General features: G+C 41.7%; 17 protein-coding genes. 8 read left to right on the forward strand and 9 right to left on the reverse strand.

All coding sequences use genetic code 11. The features are described from left to right. The first annotated feature begins 286 nt into the window (after positions 1-286). The gene (locus DTA23_RS00085) at positions 287-1,093 is read left to right on the forward strand and encodes an MBL fold metallo-hydrolase (protein WP_256602453.1); all 807 of its coding nucleotides are present in this window, start codon (positions 287-289) and stop codon (positions 1,091-1,093) included. Continuing rightward, positions 1,056-1,412 (forward strand): MBL fold metallo-hydrolase, encoded by a 357-nt coding sequence (locus tag DTA23_RS28255; protein WP_256602455.1) that lies wholly within the window; start codon positions 1,056-1,058, stop codon positions 1,410-1,412. Before DTA23_RS00085 ends, DTA23_RS28255 begins: the two co-directional genes overlap by 38 nt. 2 nt (positions 1,413-1,414) lie before the next feature. Here DTA23_RS28255 and DTA23_RS00090 read toward each other — a convergent pair whose 3' ends face one another. Then, complete coding sequence (locus tag DTA23_RS00090) at positions 1,415-2,224, reverse strand: helix-turn-helix domain-containing protein (protein ID WP_112373432.1); 810 nt, start codon at positions 2,222-2,224, stop codon at positions 1,415-1,417. Between the two features lie 334 nt (positions 2,225-2,558). Between DTA23_RS00090 and DTA23_RS28260 the strand changes: the two genes are divergently transcribed. Genes DTA23_RS28260 through DTA23_RS28270 form a run of 3 tightly spaced genes read left to right on the forward strand, consistent with a single transcriptional unit; the run spans position 2,559 to position 3,953 of the window. Then, complete coding sequence (locus tag DTA23_RS28260; protein ID WP_236560138.1) at positions 2,559-3,197, forward strand: alpha-L-fucosidase; 639 nt, start codon at positions 2,559-2,561, stop codon at positions 3,195-3,197. After that, positions 3,197-3,601 (forward strand): alpha-L-fucosidase, encoded by a 405-nt coding sequence (locus tag DTA23_RS28265; RefSeq protein WP_236560137.1) that lies wholly within the window; start codon positions 3,197-3,199, stop codon positions 3,599-3,601. The genes DTA23_RS28260 and DTA23_RS28265 overlap by 1 nt, the downstream gene beginning before the upstream one ends. Next, on the forward strand, positions 3,573-3,953 hold the full coding sequence (locus tag DTA23_RS28270; RefSeq protein ID WP_236560136.1) for a discoidin domain-containing protein: 381 nt from the start codon (positions 3,573-3,575) through the stop codon (positions 3,951-3,953). Before DTA23_RS28265 ends, DTA23_RS28270 begins: the two co-directional genes overlap by 29 nt. A gap of 106 nt (positions 3,954-4,059) precedes the next feature. On the opposite strand, the gene DTA23_RS00100 is transcribed toward DTA23_RS28270, so the two are convergent. The 7 genes from DTA23_RS00100 to DTA23_RS00130 all read right to left on the reverse strand — a co-directional run bounded on the left by DTA23_RS00100 (position 4,060) and on the right by DTA23_RS00130 (position 13,601). Then, positions 4,060-5,826 carry a RagB/SusD family nutrient uptake outer membrane protein gene (locus DTA23_RS00100; RefSeq protein WP_112373433.1) on the reverse strand — a complete coding sequence of 589 codons (1,767 nt, stop codon included), beginning with the start codon at positions 5,824-5,826 and terminating at the stop codon, positions 4,060-4,062. A 12-nt stretch (positions 5,827-5,838) separates the two neighbouring features. After that, positions 5,839-9,075 carry a SusC/RagA family TonB-linked outer membrane protein gene (locus DTA23_RS00105; RefSeq protein WP_112373434.1) on the reverse strand — a complete coding sequence of 1,079 codons (3,237 nt, stop codon included), beginning with the start codon at positions 9,073-9,075 and terminating at the stop codon, positions 5,839-5,841. A 591-nt stretch (positions 9,076-9,666) separates the two neighbouring features. Beyond that, positions 9,667-10,491, reverse strand: a complete 825-nt coding sequence (locus tag DTA23_RS00110) for an alpha/beta fold hydrolase (protein ID WP_112373435.1) — start codon at positions 10,489-10,491, stop codon at positions 9,667-9,669. Between the two features lie 234 nt (positions 10,492-10,725). After that, the gene (locus tag DTA23_RS00115) at positions 10,726-11,235 is read right to left on the reverse strand and encodes a DsbA family protein (protein WP_112373436.1); all 510 of its coding nucleotides are present in this window, start codon (positions 11,233-11,235) and stop codon (positions 10,726-10,728) included. A 2-nt stretch (positions 11,236-11,237) separates the two neighbouring features. Further along, positions 11,238-11,699: a redoxin domain-containing protein gene (locus DTA23_RS00120; RefSeq protein ID WP_112373437.1), complete on the reverse strand. Its 462-nt coding sequence runs from the start codon at positions 11,697-11,699 to the stop codon at positions 11,238-11,240. Between the two features lie 277 nt (positions 11,700-11,976). Continuing rightward, a complete protein-coding gene (locus DTA23_RS00125; RefSeq protein ID WP_112373438.1) occupies positions 11,977-12,528 on the reverse strand; it encodes a putative antibiotic biosynthesis monooxygenase in 552 nt (183 codons plus the stop codon). 14 nt (positions 12,529-12,542) lie between these two features. After that, a complete protein-coding gene (locus DTA23_RS00130; protein WP_112373439.1) occupies positions 12,543-13,601 on the reverse strand; it encodes an NADH:flavin oxidoreductase/NADH oxidase in 1,059 nt (352 codons plus the stop codon). 353 nt (positions 13,602-13,954) lie between these two features. On the opposite strand from DTA23_RS00130, the gene DTA23_RS00140 reads away from it, so the two are divergent. Both DTA23_RS00140 and DTA23_RS00145 read left to right on the forward strand, forming a co-directional pair. Continuing rightward, a complete protein-coding gene (locus tag DTA23_RS00140; RefSeq protein ID WP_112373441.1) occupies positions 13,955-14,803 on the forward strand; it encodes an SDR family NAD(P)-dependent oxidoreductase in 849 nt (282 codons plus the stop codon). Positions 14,804-14,877: 74 nt separating this feature from the next. Continuing rightward, entirely contained in the window at positions 14,878-15,792 is a 915-nt protein-coding gene (locus tag DTA23_RS00145) for a helix-turn-helix domain-containing protein (protein WP_112373442.1), read from the forward strand. Between the two features lie 11 nt (positions 15,793-15,803). Here the strand turns inward: DTA23_RS00145 and DTA23_RS00150 are convergent, their stop codons facing one another. After that, the gene (locus DTA23_RS00150; protein WP_201639556.1) at positions 15,804-16,328 is read right to left on the reverse strand and encodes a hypothetical protein; all 525 of its coding nucleotides are present in this window, start codon (positions 16,326-16,328) and stop codon (positions 15,804-15,806) included. 233 nt (positions 16,329-16,561) lie between these two features. On the opposite strand from DTA23_RS00150, the gene DTA23_RS00155 reads away from it, so the two are divergent. Continuing rightward, positions 16,562-16,807, forward strand: coding sequence for an SMI1/KNR4 family protein (locus DTA23_RS00155; RefSeq protein WP_146752969.1), 246 nt, complete (start codon positions 16,562-16,564; stop codon positions 16,805-16,807). Positions 16,808-16,933: the final 126 nt, after the last annotated feature.

Consider the following 16,933-nt stretch of genomic DNA (forward strand, 5'->3'; position numbering starts at 1 on the left):
AAATTAGAAATGAAAGAGCTCATCGAAGCCGCTAAAAAACCTTACAAAGGGTAAAAAAAGGGGGCGTCCAAAAAGATCGGACAGCCCCTTTTTTTTTAATATCCAGCCAACTATAATCCAACCAACTCCCGAGCCTAAAAGAAGAATTTTTATGGGCTTTAAGGCTTTCTTTATATTGTGGATCGGATGAATCCGCCGAAATGAGCCATACAGCACATAAATTTGAGCTATCAGCAAAAATAGATCTTTCTCAGCAGTCTTATCTTTGTTGTTATACAATATGCAGATGGCAACAAGAAACAACAGGAAGAAGTGGCTTCTATTTTTGAAAAGAACAATCTTAGGACTGGCAGTTCTCATCGCTCTTATCGGACTATATATGATGCATCCACAATTCGGCAAAAGACCCTCGGGTGAAAGACTTCAACGCATACAGCTATCGAAACAGTTTAAAGGAGGAAAATTCCAGAATAGCAGCCCTACACCACAGCTCACGCAGCCCTGGACGGTCGCCCTATACGATTACTTTTTTAAACGCTCGAACGAAACAAGTCCCAGACACACTATACCAACAGTGGATATCGACTGGGAAAAGTTGTTACGTCAGTCGCATGGCCTTGTTTGGTTTGGTCATTCTTCCTATTTCCTTCGTCTCGATGGTAAGAACATACTCGTCGATCCAGTCCTTAGCGGCAGTGCTTCGCCTATCCCAGGAAGTGTAAAAGCGTTTAAGGGAGCCGATGTCTCTACCGTATCTGCCCTACCGCCGATTGACTATCTATTCATATCACATGACCATTATGATCACATGGATTACAAGACGTTAAAGGCACTACAACCCCGGGTTGGAAAAGTCATTGTTGGTCTTGGTGTTGGCTCCCATCTTGAATATTGGGGATATCGTCCTGAACAGATCATCGAAAAAGATTGGTGGGACGAAATCAACTTGGGTGATGGTTTCAGTGTAACAGTTGCACCCGCCAGACATTTTTTGAGGCCGCAGCATATTTTCTGCCAATACATTATGGGCATCCTATGCGCTCCAGACACCTTCCATGCGGCTCTATTTAGGCGGGGACAGCGGTTACGATAACCACTTCAAAGAGATAGGTAATCAATTGGGTCCTTTTGACCTGGCTATATTGGAAAATGGTCAATATGACCTTAGCTGGAAACATATACACATGATGCCAGAGGAGGTTGTCCAAGCGGCACATGATCTCAAAGCCACCTTGCTATTTCCGGTTCATTCGTCCAAGTTTGTATTGGCCAATCATGCCTGGAATGAACCTTTAGAACGTATTTCCAAGGAAGCAATACGACAACAACAGCCCTTGCTTACCCCCATGATCGGCCAGGTCATCGACCTCGATCAGCCCCCTTTAACACCTAGTTATTGGTGGCGGAAATAGTTTTAAGCAACGGAATTGATAGTCGCTGGTGTTATGCCAAACTTCTCCTTGAAAGAGGCATAAAAATGAGAAAGGTTTTCAAAACCCAGATCAAGATAAAAATCTGCAGGTTTTTGCCGCTTATTTTCAATTAGATAATAAGCCTCAGAAAGACGTCTTTCTTGCAGCCATTTTCGGGGCGATGTCTGGAATATTTTCTCAAAATCACGTTTAAAGCTTGCTAAACTCCGCCCTGTTAGTTTCGCAAAGTTTTCTAAAGGTACATTGTACCGATAGTTTTTAACCATAAACTGCTCGAGATCAATTTTATGCGGCTCTGAAAAGTCAAAAAGCAGGTCTTTTAACTGTGGATAACTTTCCAACAACAAGGTGATCAACTCGTAGATCTTTATGTTTTCCATCTGCGGACTTACTCGGTCGATGGCTTCTGCATAAGGGGTCAATGACTCAAAATAACTTTTTATAAACAGGTTACTTTCCAGTACAACATTGGACTCACCCTGATACTTTTTGTCTGAACTGAGGTGATGATCCATTGCGTATTGCTTCAGTCGATCCGCTTGCAACAAGACGGAAACAGATTTATAGACATTATTTTCTGCAGGATATTTAAAAGCTTTGGCCAATTGGTTTCTACGGGCAACCACAATCTGCCCTTCTGTTGCTACCAATTTTCCTTTTTGATGATCCAGGTGCGTTTCGCCAGACATCTGGAAAAAGACCACATGTTCGGAAATAAACTGTTCATGCCCAAATGCTTTCTCGACATAACAGGAATACAAAAAGGCATTCCCAAAATCTCTCTCTTCCATGCTCAATACGATTTATTTTAAACGGCTATGCGACTATGGGTACCAATCGCTAAAATCAGTCCCAGTCTAAAGGTAGCAAATATCTCATACCTTTTGCAAAGTCTAGTTGTCCAAAAGCTCAAAATATATTTGCCGCACAGCTCAAATCAAATCGCAAAAAATGCCACACAGAAATCCACCAATTTTAATAAAGCCTGCGGTTCAATCAAGACACTTCTCGTCCATAAAAATTTGTATTTCATTACGAAACCATTCGGACTGATTACTATTTCTTCCATTAGGCTTAAATAACACAAACATGGCCTACCTTTACAGCATAACAACTTCATAAATTATGTCCAAAATTTCACATGCTCTACTTTACTGCCTATCTTTTCTTTTACTGGGCAACACGCTATTTGCACAATCCGTTTTTTCAAAGAAGGTCCTCGAACAGAGTCAGCTCGACTTTGTCAATCTTGGATTCGGTATGTTCATCCATTATGGCATGCCGACGTTTATGGAACAAGATTGGTCGGATCCCAATGCCGCACTTGAACTGTTCAAATCGCCAAAGCTCAATGCAGTTCAATGGGCGAAGGCGGCCAAATCGGCCGACATGACCTATGGTTGCCTAACCACCAAACATCACAGTGGCTTTCCGATCTGGAATACCAAAACAACAGATTATAATGTAATAAATACGCCTTTACATCGTGATGTTGTTAAAGAATTTACGGATGCTTTCCGTAAAAATGGTTTGCGTGTTATGCTGTATTATTCCATTCTGGATATGCATCAAGGTATACGTCCACATACCATTACCAAAGCACACATCCAATTGATCAAATATCAGCTGACGGAATTGTTGACCCAATACGGGGAAATCGACGCCTTGGTCATTGACGGATGGGATGCCCCTTGGTCGCGTATTTCGTACGATGATGTTCCTTTCGACGACATCTATTATCTTGTCAACCGAAATGTTTGTTGATGGATCTCAATTCAGCAAAATACCCAGGTGATGCGTTGTTTTACACCGATATTAAATCCTATGAACAAGGTGCGGGTCAATTTATTTCTAAGGAGCACAACAAACTTCCGGCAATGGCCTGTCTTCCTTTACAACAAAATTGGTTCTGGAAAACATCATTTCCGAACACCCCAGTTAAAAACGTCAATGAATTGGTCGAGAAATTTGTCATTCCGTACAACAACGCGTATTGCAACTTTATGCTGAATGTAGCACCAAATAGTGATGGTCTGATGGATCAAAATGCACTTGATGCACTGAAGACAATCGGTACATTATACAAAAATAAACCCAACTACATTACCAAGTTATCAGGCACCAATAGTCGACCACAATATGGCCAAACAAGTACCTTCATACAGTAGCTGGAGCGAAGATATGAACATTATGGATTTTGCCAACGACGATAACTTTGGCAGTGCCTGGGTCTCCAATCCGGCAGTCAAAGGTGAAGTATGGTATGAAGTGGATTTTGAACGTAGTAAACCTTTCAATAGTGTTGTTATTACCGAAGGAAAAGACAATCCTTCACAGTATAACTTATCCTATCTGAAAGATGGAAAATGGCACCCTATCGAGGTTACAGCGGTACAACAGGGCCGCATCAAGATCTTCCGCTTTGATGAAGTACTGGGACAAAAATTACGCTTTAGCATCAAACCTGAAAAAGGCCATGCGGTCGTAAACGAGATTGGCGTTTACCAAGAAAGACGTTAACAAGCCAAAAAACTTTCATCACACTAAACAATACACCCTTAGTAGTAAAAAGAGGCTCCTTGCAATGCAAGGAGCCTTCTTTTATGGGGACTAATAAGTTAAATTCCTATTTACTCCAACCTGGGTTTTGTGTCAGATTTCCGTTCAGCACAATCGCTGCAGACGGAATTGGGTAAAGGTATTGCTTGTTGTTGTCATCCCAAGTACGCTTCACAGCTTTAAACCATTCCAGGTGATTGTCCGAAGTCATTGTCTGGAAATTGGTACTTTTACCCCCTATAGCCACCTTGGCTACTCCTGCAGGAACAGTTATCGAAGGAGCTGATTTACTTCCATCATAGTACACAACATCTGGAGTTCCATTGTGGTCGATATCAATCAGCTTATCTAAAGCAGGGATATAAATTCCCGTCCAAGGCAAATTTGCCATAAGCGGTCCAAGTTTCCATCGCTTCAAATCATTGAAACGGAAACCCTCCAGGGCTAATTCCACCTGTCTTTCACGACGTATTTCTAAAAGCACGGGGCTATTGACTTCGGGGAAGAATGTGTTTTTCAAGTAGGTATCCACTTTGGTTGGCAGTGTATTCGTTCCACTTGTTATTCCAGCCCTTGAACGTAATGCTCCAATAGTTTTCGACCAATCCGCATCATTGAAAGTACCTAGTTCCTGTTTCGCTTCAGCATAGTTTAATAATATTTCCGCATAACGCATTAAAGGAACCGCATTGGTATTGTAACCGCCATTGTCATAATAGGGATCGTCTAGAGTATACTTGATCGGTTGATACCCCGTATAAGTAAAACTTGCAAAATTTGGGGGAGCAGGCTGTCCATTACGGGAATATCCTGGCGTCCGGATCAACTGCGCCAAGCGCAAGTCGCGATTTTGACACTCCTCATAGAATTCCTCAGTCTGAAAGTTCGGTCTATCCGTATAAGGAGTACCGTCAACATTCAAAAAACTATTGATAAAAGGCCTTACCAAACTTAAACGTGGACCGTAGGTTGCAGATGTCCACCACCAGTTGGCGTCGTTCAAAAGCGCAAGATCTTTACTGAAAGTTACGGCCAACATAACCTCTTTTGTCACTGGCGTATTACTGATAAACAACTGTCGCTGTGATATTTTAGGGTCTGCGGAGATATTAAGCCCATAAGGACCATTTTCCATTAAAATCTTGCCAGCGTCTACCGCCATCTGGAAAAATACTTCCGGCTGTGTAGCCAAATTGAGCTTTTGGTATTTACGAAATGTTCCTTCGAACAGCGCAATTCGGGTCTTCAAACCCAGTGCTGTCCATTTATTAACCGTACTACCGTCGCCCGCCGTATTTGTGATATTGGCGTAGGCAAAGTCCAGATCTTCCATGATGTGTTTCATGACCACTTCGCGCGAATCCCGTGGTGCTTTAAGAATATCCGTCTCATCAACCGCCAAAGGGTGATCTACCCAAGGCACATCGCCAAAACGAACTACTTTCTCATAATAGAACCAAGCTCTGAAAAAGCGGGCTAAGCCGATATAATTATTTTTGATGGCATCGCTCAATTTGGGACTATTACATTTAGCTATCAATTGGTTGATATTACGCAGGGTAGTCCAGGACCACCCCGAACTGATCTCAGCACTGTAAGCGCCGCCGACCATAAAATCATTGAGGTTATTTACGGCCGAATAGTCAGCCATAGCGTCACCTTTATAAGCGTCACTACCAGAGGTAATATTCCGATAGAATGAGTTGCTGTAATTTTTTAATCCACTTTCGCTCCCGAAAATATCCTCCTCGGTGGCACCTGCCTTCGGCAGCTCGTTTAGTTCACAGGAGGAGAACAAAAGCGCAACAATAGGTATATAAAATAATTTTTTCATGATAATAAAAAACTATAAGCCAATAGATAAATTAAAACTAACACTCTTCATAATCGGATAGTTAAATCCGTCGCCAGAACCCGTTCCGATCTCCGGATCAGATTTGCCCAGATTACCGACATCGAGATCCTTCGTTTTTTTGTAAAGAGGCGACCAGGTCCATAAGTTTTCGCCCGAAAGTCCAGCCCGAAGACTACTGATTTTTAACCTGTTGGTTACAGATTTAGGAAAACTATATCCGATCTGTATATTTTTCATCCGTATATAGGCAACGTTCTGAAGATATCTTGTCTGTGGCGTTGTTTTGATAGATTCATTGTACCCAGCATAACGAGGAAAATAACCGTTTGGATTGTCTTCAGTCCAATAATTGTTGAGGTGCCATTCCGGCAAATTGTTGTAAGGTCGATTGTATTGTCCCCAAAAAATAGATTCATTGCTCGGGTACCAATTCTGTTTACCCACCCCCTGGAAGAAAGATGAGAAATAAATACCTTGCCAATCCAGATTAAGGTTAAAACTGTAGATATATCGTGGATCGGCATTACCGATTACAGTTCTGTCACCATGGCTATAAATCGTATTATTTCCATAATCAATTACACCATCACCATTTAGATCCGCAAAACGTACGTCACCTGGATATATTGTACCATTGTTTGACGATTTGATCAATTTTTGTTTTGCAGCACCATCAATTTCCGCCTGATTCTGAAATAAACCCTGTGTTACATAGCCCCATATTTCGCCGATGCGCTGACCTTCATAATACGATCCATCTTTGATTAAACCCTCTTTATTTTCGTAACGGTCTATATTGGATCTATAATCAGCCAAAGTACCCCTTACGGACCAATTGAAAGGACTACCGTTCACATCGAATCTATCCTTATAAGACAAGCTCACTTCAAAACCTTTTGTGGTCATGTCAGCATAGTTCCCTTTCGGCGACTCCGCACCAAAGATATCAGGCAAAGCTACACCTAAGGTATACATATTTAAGGTCTTGCGTTGATAGATATCGCCCGTAAAAGTCAGTTTTCCATTTAAAGACGATAGATCAAGACCTAAGTTTGCTGTGCGCGCTGTTTCCCAAGTTAAGTTATCCGGGATCACCTTAGGCACCGAAGTATATGCCGGCTTCTGTCCGTTCAATACCCGATCCATAATCTTGATCTCGTAAATATCCAAATAGGAATACGGATCGACATTACCATTACCCAATGAGCCATAGGACGCTCTTAGCTTTAGATCAGAAAGTGCTCTTTTGTCCACCTGGAAGAATGGCTCTTCAGAAATACGCCAGCCTACGGATGCGGAAGGGAATAGTCCCCATCGTTGGTTTGTCGGAAATTTGGACGAACCATCGTAGCGGCCATTGAATTCAAAAAGGTAACGGTCCTTGAAAATATAATTGGCACGCATAAATACCCCGACATTACGGTACTTGTTATATCCCGCTGTCGCTGTGGTATTCTGCCCTACTGCGAGGTTGATATTTTCAACATCATCATTGAGTAGACCTGTTTTGGTAATATAGGTTGAATTGTAGGTACGCTGCTCATAATTGTATCCGAGCAAACCTTTAAAATAATGATCGCCAATTGTGCGTTCATATTCACTGTAGAGATTTCCAAACAAGTAACGGTAGCGTTGGTCTACTTGATAAATATTGTCGTTCATACTTGTTTCCAACCGCAACATCTTTCCCTCCTGTGTGCTATACGGAACAGGTACACGGACTCTTACCGAATTAAAATCGCGATTTCTAAAAGTCAGATCCCCTTTAACGCGGAACGTGTTGTTGAAAAACTTAGTCTCGAAAGAAGTTGTGTTGCGGAGATCCTGATTTGCCGTATTCGTACCATTTTTACCGTAGATAAAATCCCCTACTGTATAGGCTGCAGAGAAGCTCATAGATCCATCAGGGTTAAAGATCGGCGAAGAAGGGTGTCCCTCATCGGCAATATTGCGCCAGATATTTCCACCTTCGCCAGCAGTCGATGGGTCTCTGTATTTGGCATAATTAAAATCGATGTTATTGCTTATCCGTAACCAGTCGGTGACCTGAAGTCCCGCTTTTGCACGTGTATTATAGGTCTTATATTTATCACTGTTGTAGCGGTACATGCCATTGTAGTCGTAAGCACGTCCAGAAATATAGTAATCCATTTTTTCTGAATTACCACTGATGGACAGGTTGTGATCCTGGACAAACGTATTGTCCTTGATCAACGTACCGTAATAATCTTCATTACCGTAGTATACATAATTACCTTTATCGTCGACAGTGACCTGTTCGGTAATGCCCTGTTCTTTTCTTCTCTTAAATTCTTCCAGCCAATCTGTTGTAAAGATCTGTGTCTTGTTGAGCTTGCTCGGAATCGATGAATAATTGTTCCAGGCATTATAGGCTGTAAAGAAATGCGAAGCATATTCGTAACCATCTGTCACGAATTTAGGCAAGGTTACAGGTTTTTGAAAAGAGCCACTTCCTGAATAGTTGATCGAAGTTTTTCCGGACTTGGCACGTTTCGTTGTAACCAAAACTACCCCGAAGGTACCGCGGGAGCCGTAAATCGCAGATGAAGCCGCATCTTTGAGTGTAGTTACACTTTCAATATCATTGGGATTGATCGCCGAAAGGTCACCCTCGACACCATCAATAAGCACAAGTGCACTTCCACCCTGACCAATGGAAGTTGTCCCACGGATATTGAAACTTGGTGCACGATTGGGCTTACCATCTGCTGGGGTTACATTCAAGTTGGGAATTACACCTTGGAGCATTTGGCTTGCATTACCCAGTACGCGTCCCTCAAAAGCTTCCGATCCCACTTGGTCTACTGCACCGGTAAGATTCACTTTTTTCTGCGTACCATAACCGACCACCACAACTTCCTCCAGTTCGGTATCTTTAGATTCCATGATGATATCGATCTGCCCTGCCGTCACGCTGACGATCTTTTCACTATAGCCTATCCCTGTCAATTTGAGTCTTTGCCCTATAGTGGCTTCAATCGTGAACTGACCCGCTACATTCGTCGAGGTTGTTTTTTGGCTGGTTAAATTGGTAATGGTAATTCCGGACAAGGTTGTTCCGTTTTTGTCTTTTACCACCCCTTTTACGGTAGACTGAGCTGCAACACCGTGCGTCTCTTTGGTCAATTTAGCATAATCACGCTCTACATTAGCCCAAGTTGGGTATGAGAGACCCAATGCCATACTGATTAGTAATGTTTTCTGCATCTTTAGTCTAGTTTAGAATTTTGCATCAAAGTTGACGCTTTGACTTGGTTTATAATTAACCGTAATGTTAACAAATATTTAATTAACATCAAAAACATCAACGACTAAACAGGTTTTGCAGGTAGATATTTAATAGAAAAAAAACTTTTATATAACATAAATCATAAGAACAAGTATTGACACACTTAAAAGTTAATCTATTCAATTCAAAAACCTAAAGTCCCATTTTTCATAATCCAGAAATACGCTAATTGACCGCGAAGGGCAACAGATCATATTCAATTAAATCCATCAAGCGGGATCGCATTAACGGTACTCAGCCTATTTCCGCATTTTTCTTAGGGTCAAACCTACAAATTAATTCGTTTCGAGGTCTCTGTGTACGTATCGATAATAAATTTAAAAATCCTACCACCTGTCAGTTTTGCTAAGCAGCTGATTATACTTTCTAGCATAGCAATGCTCATCTGTTACTTTCCTTCCCGCCAAAGTGACCAATAGAAATAGCTCTAAGATAGGATAACAAAAAGATGCTGCCTTGATAGTATATCAAGGCAGCATCTTTTTGTTATCGCTTTTTGTTGTATGCGCTTATTTTCCGCTAATAAAATCCAAAATATCCTTATTAATGGTCTCCGCTTCTGTAGTAGGCATTCCATGTGGAAAACCGGGATAGGTAATTAAAGTACCATTTTGGACTAACTTAGCCGCTCTTCTACCCGTGATATCAATCGGTACGATCTGATCATCTTCACCATGCAATACTAAGACAGGAATCTCGACTTTTTTAAGTTCTTCTGTAAAATCAGTTTCAGAGAACGCTTTGATACAATCATAGTGTGCCTTAATACCGCCCATCATCCCTTGCCGCCACCAGTTGTCCATCACGCCTTGCTGTACATTCGCTCCATCGCGGTTATAGCCATAAAAAGCGAGGGTAAAATCTTGAAAATACTGTTGTCTGCGTGTTGCAGTATTCAATCTTATTTCGTCAAAAACCTCCATTGGTACACCATCGGGATTTGTAGCACTCTTAGCCATGGTCGGGGTAACCGCACTGATCAATACAGCTTTTGAAACCCGAGAAGTACCGTGATTGGTTATGTAGCGAACGACCTCGCCACCACCTGTTGAGTGACCAATATGGATGGCATCTTTTAAATCCAATGCTTCTACCAATTGTGCAATATCCGACGCATAGGTATCCATCTCATTTCCCGTTGCCGTCTGTGTCGAGCGACCATGACCCCGGCGATCGTGTGCGATCACACGGTATCCTTTTTCGAGGAAGTACATCAACTGCGCGTCCCAATCGTCGCTGGATAAAGGCCAACCATGATGAAATACGATCGGTTGTCCTGTTCCCCAGTCCTTGTAATAAATTTCTGTTCCGTCTTGAACTTTGAATGTTGCCATGATGAATAGTTTAAGAATTTTATTGTTTACATGATATGTTAATTGGATTGCAATTCATAGTCCAACAAACATATACAACTGTATTTAAGTATATTAAAAAATTAAAAGTCAATTTAAAAACAACGATATTTCGTTATTTATACAACAGATTCATTCGTTTTTACCATATGATCTATTATCCTGCAAGAGACTTCTCGTCGTGTGCTCACCTGTGTTTAAATAGTATTCATATATTCAGTTTTCACCTAATATTTGAACCAGATCTTCCGCTCCACCGTCAAATTTCTGTCCATTAACAAAAAATGTCGGTGTCCCATTAACGCCGCTAAGCATACCACTTTCAAAATCGCCATCCACGCGATCCTGCAACGCTTCGTCCTGCAAATCAGATTTGAACTTCGACATGTCCAAATCCAGTTGCTCGGCGATATCCAGCAGCAATCTTTCGCTCAGCAAGTTTTGGTTTTCAAAAATGGCATCATGCATCTCCCAAAATTTCCCTTGCAGTGCTGCAGCCTCCGCCGCCAATGCTGCGGGTTTTGCATAGGGGTGCATCTCCGAAAGCGGAAAATTGCGGAATACAAACCTGATCTGGCTTCCCAGTTCGGCCATCATTTCTTTTATAATTGGATGAGCTGCACCACAATGCGGACATTGGTAATCCCCATATTCAACAATGGTCAGATCGGCCTGGCCATTTCCCAATATATGGTCAGCAGTGCTGACCTTCGGTTTCAATGACATAATTATTTTGATTTAAGATTCTCCAATGCTTCGATAATACCGTCTGCACCCGGATTGACCGCAGTCGGAGACAGATAACTCCAAGCGATAACGCCCTCCTTATCAATCACAAAAAGTGCACGCTTGCACTCCCCTTCCTCTTCATCGTAAACACCATACTTCTTGGCGACCTCGCCTTTAGCTTCAAAATCGGCTAAAAGTGGAAAATGCAGCTTTCGGGATTGCGCAAAGGCCATATGGCACCATTTGCTGTCAACGGAAATACCCATAATTTCGGCATCATATTTTTTAAAATATTTGAGCATTTCATTATATAAGGCCATCTGATCGCTACATACCGGACTCCAATCTGCCGGATAAAATGCCAATATCACATTATGCCCTTTGAATTCAGATAATTTAATTTTTTGATCCGGTGTCGCATACAAAGTGAAATCTGGTGCAACATCATTTTTTTGTAACATACTAATATCTTTAAAGTGTAAGCAATATTGGCATTCCAGTCCGCCAGTTTAATATTTATAAATAGATCTGTACCACCATAGTATAAAGGTGTGAACAGTTAAATTTGTTTTATTTAGTTTCAGGTTTGATAAAGATCTGACTTTTCGGAAGTCCCTCACGGAATGAATTTCCGAACCAAAAACCATTTTAAGGTGTCTCTCTTATACATCATAAATTATTTATATTAAGAATTCCTTGAAAAGGCAGAAATTATCGTTCAACACAGCCAACTTTAGACTATTTATTTAACCATTTTCGAATCAGCTTAGTATATTCTGGCATGACAACATAGACCATCAAAAACACAATCGTACCAGAAATCAAGAGTGCATCCGAAAAGTGATTGAAGGATAAATTTAAGGCGCGCAATAATGGCACGAGTAACATGGGTATACAAATGGATAATGGATAAATAGCAGACCAAGTGACAAGATATTGTTTCCAGCGAGGAGGGATTTTTGCGCTATTCTCTGGGGCCTCAAAAAGAAAATCCAAACCCGACCGGATCTGATAGTGATCGTGGCGACGAAATAGTGGCTCAACCTTTTCAATCCAGCGCTTTCGCTCCGTCGATTCTAGCCACATTTTGAGATGGTCGACCGTGTCAAAACGAATAATGACCGTATATACAAAAGTCAATTGAGGAATAGGCTTTACGATCTGAAGATCAATAAAACCCTTTGCATGTCTAGTTAATGGCATAATCTCTTCAAGCCATTTTTCATATTCATAGATTTTATCATCCAGAATATGATGTGTGATTACAGCGGAAGCGCCTTGGTTTTCCATAGGATCAGATGAAATTAAAATGCACGTTTGTATTGCCAGGGTATTGCTATTTCCTCTCCGAGTATTTTTGCTGCATGTAAGGCAAAATAAGGATCCCGAAGGTGCTCACGAGCAATTAGTATAAGATCGGCCAAACCGTCGGTAATAATAGCATTGACCTGCTCAGGTTCATTGATCATTCCTACAGCACCGACTAAAATCCCTGTATGATTTTTGATTGCCTCTGCAAAGGGAACTTGGTACCCCGGGAATACGCGATCTTTACTTACGTTTGCAAATCCGCCGCCGGAGGCCGTAATCAGATCCACGCCATGTTCTTTCAATACCTGGGCTAATATCAGGCTATCCGCTAAGGTCCAAGCATCGGCGGTATCGAGATAATCAACTGCAGATATGCGTACCAGCAGCGGCATTCCTTCAGGAATTACCCCTCGTACCAAGTCAACCGTTTCGATAAGGAACCGTATGCGATTAGATAGAGACCCACCATACTCATCCGCTCTTTTGTTAATAACAGCTGAATAGAATTGATGAAATAGATAACCGTGTCCCGCATGCAGCTCAATTGTATCGAATCCTGCACCGACAGCGCGAATTGCTGCTTCGGCAAACTGTTGCTTTATTTCAGTGATCTCATCGCGTGTCAATGCCTTAGGAACGAGCTGATTGATCATTGTCGCCGAGGATGATTTCAACTGCCATCCCCCTTCTGAAACAGCCAAAGGCAGCATCCGTTCCTTTGGGTGCTTTAGGCTTCCTTTTGCGCCTGCGTGCCATAACTGTATCCCTATTTTTGCACCCTGCAGATGCACAAAATCTACAATAGCTTTCCAGCTTTTCTGCTGTACCGCATTCCAAATACCGACATCACTTAACGTCGCCATTCCTTGGGGCGAGACAGCAGTACATTCAGTGAGTAGCAATCCTGCTCCACCAATCGCACGGCTGCCCAAGTGGACAAGATGCCAGTCTCCTGGTATACCTTCAGTCGCACTATACTGTTGCATAGGCGATACCACAATCCTGTTTTTTAAGGTAAGATCGCGTAGTCTTATTGTTGAAAATAAATTCATACTATTAGTTTTTTGGGTTCTTTTGCACATAATTGATCTACTATTTTTTTATAAATTGTAGTTGTTAAGCAGGAAACTTTACCATTCATCGAGGCGGTCGATCCTTTTTTCTGGACAATCAGGCTATTGGTTTTCATAACATATTGATTTAATGAAAAAGCGCTATTAGTCTTCCTTCGTTTAAAATTACCCAACATTTTTTTTAAGCTGTATAAATTTCGTCGAACGGGCAAATTCAGTCGTTGAAAGGATAACAATCCACGATTTGACTACAAGATCCGTTGATCTGCCTACATCCAAACTCGATCGATTAGCCACCTTTGTAACATCAATTTATTTAAAAAAAGAAATACATGAAATCACAAAAAGTATGGTTTGTCACTGGCGCTTCCAAAGGGCTAGGTCTCAGTCTCGTTAAAGAATTGCTCGCCCAAGGTTATCTTGTGGTTGCCACATCACGAACAAAACAGGCCCTAGAAGATGAAATCGGCGATCAGGAAAATTTTCTGCCGCTTGAAGTGGACATTACCGATGACAAAGACGTTGCCCGGGCAGTACTCTCGGCCATTGATTATTTCGGAAAGATTGATGTATTGGTCAACAATGCCGGATATGGTCAGACCGGCACCCTAGAGGAGCTCAGTGATCGGGAAGCACGCCGCAACTTCGAAGTGAATGTCTTTGGATCACTTAATGCCATCAGGCATATCGCCCCCCATATGCGACGCCAACAAGCGGGACATATTTTCAATATAGCATCTATCGGCGGACTCGCAGGAAATTATCCAGCCTTTGGTGTTTATTGCTCCACCAAATTTGCTGTCGCAGGCTTTACCGAAGCCCTCGCTGTCGAAATGGAACCTTTTGGTGTACACACGACCTTGGTGTATCCCGGTTACTTCAGAACTGATTTTTTATCCGAGGGATCCTTACACACCGCAGCCAATCCAATCGCTGCGTACGTCACTGCCCGAGAAAACGAAGCTACCCATCTGCATCAGATCCATGGCAATCAGGCAAACGATCCCCACAAAGCAGCAACCTTATTAATTGAGTTAAGTACGCTCGCACAGCCCCCAGTTCATTTTTTAATGGGCGAGGATGCGTATGAGCTGGCAAAAAATAAGATCAATATGCTTATGACGGAGATCGAAAAATGGAAAAGTTATACCGTGTCAACAGCTTTCGAGCAATCCGTATAACAGCTTAGTTCAGTATAAGGAGCTTCCTAGGATATTTCACAATAATCAAATTAGAAATTCATTAAATTTACAACATGGAGAATACATTTCGCTTTCATTCGCTTTCGGAATTCCACAGCTTTTGCGGACTACCTAAGCCCGAACATCCATTGATGAGCTTGGTTGATTATAGTCAAGTACATTACCCCATAAATGACAGCAAATTGAATTGGATACAACATTTTTATTCGATCGGTTTAAAGCGAAATGTAAATGCCCGGTTCAATTATGGACAGCAGCACTATGACTTCGACTCGGGCATACTCACTTTTATCTCGCCCCTACAATTTCTACAAGTGGAGATCAATCAGCAAGTGCAGGCACAACCCAGCGGCTGGATTTTGTTGATCCATCCCGATTTTCTCTGGAACAGCGAACTGGCAAAACATATTCACTCCTACGATTTTTTCCAATATCAGGTCAATGAAGCGCTTTTTCTTTCGGACAAAGAAGAAGCCATCATTGTCGATATTCTGCAGAATATAGAAAAAGAGTATCAGTCCAATATCGATAAATTTAGCCGCGAACTCATTATCAAACAGATCGAGCGCTTGCTGATTTACGCCGAACGATTTTACGAACGTCAATTTATCACCCGCAAACGATCGACCCAAGAGCTGGTCACCAAGTTTGAGCAGTTACTGTCAGCACAGTTTCAGCAACACATACTTGTGGAGCATGGCGTACCAACCGTCAGCTTCCTGGCGCAGCAGCTCAATTTATCACCAAACTACCTGGGCAGTTTGCTGCGTATCTACACCCAACAAAACACCCAACAGCATATTCAGCATAAAATGATCGAGTATGCCAAATTAAGGCTAAGCACGAGTTCCCTTTCCATCAGTGAAATCGCCTATGAACTGGGTTTCGAACATCCACAGTCGTTCAGTAAAGTGTTCAAAAAGAATACCCAACAAAGTCCCGTGGAATTTAGGCAACAATTTCAGTAGGTTATTTATCTTTACTCCGCGTAATATCCCGCTACCCCAATGCCAATCGTCCAAAAGAACTTTGACTTTTTAAGGTCCTCCAGCAGCATATCCGCATTGTCTTCGTATTCGCCATCGGCTTTGATTTCCTCAATCTCCTCCTGAACATCCTCTTCAGTCATCTGTCTCCAGACGCCCACAGAGCTATTTAAAAATGTATAGCAATATCCCGCTTCGGCATCATCAACCTCACCCTGATTTTTATCCGTTAAGAGATTGACCAGTTCAGCTGCTTCGACCTGAAATGGATTAACACCATAGATATTGATTTCAGTTTTTTCTGGATAGGGTCCATTGATGCTTTCTATAAATTCCAATGTTCCCTGATCATTAAAATCAAGTCTCAATTCGAGTTCATCATAATAATATTGGTCGTCCAGCGCATCTGAAGGAGCACCAAGCACACCTTGAACTTCAGCACGGCCCGCACCAAGATTAACTTGACCAATACCTTCAATTTGAATCCCAACAAGTGGGACTAGTTCGATCTTTTTCATGCGTATTCAGTAAATTATAAAAAGGATACCTGCATAAATAACACTTGAACATCTGCTATCGTTTTATCCAATGATGAACATAGCTACAGCGTTATGCTGACATAAATTTACACTAATTCCCATTAAATAATTATTAACATTTTTAACTTTTCATACGATCCATAGCGCACATGATAATTCGCATACTCAGGCAATTATGACTAACTTTATGAATGCATCAAAAATCCACCATTATGCAACAGACACTAGCCACATTAGACAGTTATATCCAAAATCTAAGACCTGAGCTGTATATCGATCTACAGTCCTCGTTATCGGCAGAAGAGTTTAGGGCCCTTGAACAGCAATATGATATGGAGATACCTCAGAATCTTAAAGCGCTCTATCGCTGGAAAAATGGGCAATGCAATACAAGTTGTGAAGCCTTTGTTAACAATTCGACTTTTATCCCGCTGGAAGAAGAGCTGGATACAGCGTAGGAACTGACCAATATGATTGGTATGGACTTGGAAATCGAAAACTGGTGGAATGAGTATTTTTTTAGCCTAGATAACACCGGCGAATATCCCAAACGTTTTAAGGTGGGCTAACAGAAACTCATCGCC

Origin of the sequence: Sphingobacterium multivorum, assembly GCF_900457465.1 — a bacterium.
Classification (GTDB): Bacteria; Bacteroidota; Bacteroidia; order Sphingobacteriales; family Sphingobacteriaceae; genus Sphingobacterium; species Sphingobacterium multivorum.

Coding starts and splice junctions, on each gene's coding strand:
- DTA23_RS00085 (WP_256602453.1), top strand. CDS start 287: ATGGCAACAAGAAACAACAGGAAGAAGTGGCTTCTATTTTTGAAAAGA.
- DTA23_RS28255 (WP_256602455.1), top strand. CDS start 1,056: ATGCGGCTCTATTTAGGCGGGGACAGCGGTTACGATAACCACTTCAAA.
- DTA23_RS00090 (WP_112373432.1), bottom strand. CDS start 2,224: ATGGAAGAGAGAGATTTTGGGAATGCCTTTTTGTATTCCTGTTATGTC.
- DTA23_RS28260 (WP_236560138.1), top strand. CDS start 2,559: ATGTCCAAAATTTCACATGCTCTACTTTACTGCCTATCTTTTCTTTTA.
- DTA23_RS28265 (WP_236560137.1), top strand. CDS start 3,197: ATGGATCTCAATTCAGCAAAATACCCAGGTGATGCGTTGTTTTACACC.
- DTA23_RS28270 (WP_236560136.1), top strand. CDS start 3,573: ATGGCCAAACAAGTACCTTCATACAGTAGCTGGAGCGAAGATATGAAC.
- DTA23_RS00100 (WP_112373433.1), bottom strand. CDS start 5,826: ATGAAAAAATTATTTTATATACCTATTGTTGCGCTTTTGTTCTCCTCC.
- DTA23_RS00105 (WP_112373434.1), bottom strand. CDS start 9,075: ATGCAGAAAACATTACTAATCAGTATGGCATTGGGTCTCTCATACCCA.
- DTA23_RS00110 (WP_112373435.1), bottom strand. CDS start 10,491: ATGGCAACATTCAAAGTTCAAGACGGAACAGAAATTTATTACAAGGAC.
- DTA23_RS00115 (WP_112373436.1), bottom strand. CDS start 11,235: ATGTCATTGAAACCGAAGGTCAGCACTGCTGACCATATATTGGGAAAT.
- DTA23_RS00120 (WP_112373437.1), bottom strand. CDS start 11,699: ATGTTACAAAAAAATGATGTTGCACCAGATTTCACTTTGTATGCGACA.
- DTA23_RS00125 (WP_112373438.1), bottom strand. CDS start 12,528: ATGGAAAACCAAGGCGCTTCCGCTGTAATCACACATCATATTCTGGAT.
- DTA23_RS00130 (WP_112373439.1), bottom strand. CDS start 13,601: ATGAATTTATTTTCAACAATAAGACTACGCGATCTTACCTTAAAAAAC.
- DTA23_RS00140 (WP_112373441.1), top strand. CDS start 13,955: ATGAAATCACAAAAAGTATGGTTTGTCACTGGCGCTTCCAAAGGGCTA.
- DTA23_RS00145 (WP_112373442.1), top strand. CDS start 14,878: ATGGAGAATACATTTCGCTTTCATTCGCTTTCGGAATTCCACAGCTTT.
- DTA23_RS00150 (WP_201639556.1), bottom strand. CDS start 16,328: ATGAAAAAGATCGAACTAGTCCCACTTGTTGGGATTCAAATTGAAGGT.
- DTA23_RS00155 (WP_146752969.1), top strand. CDS start 16,562: ATGCAACAGACACTAGCCACATTAGACAGTTATATCCAAAATCTAAGA.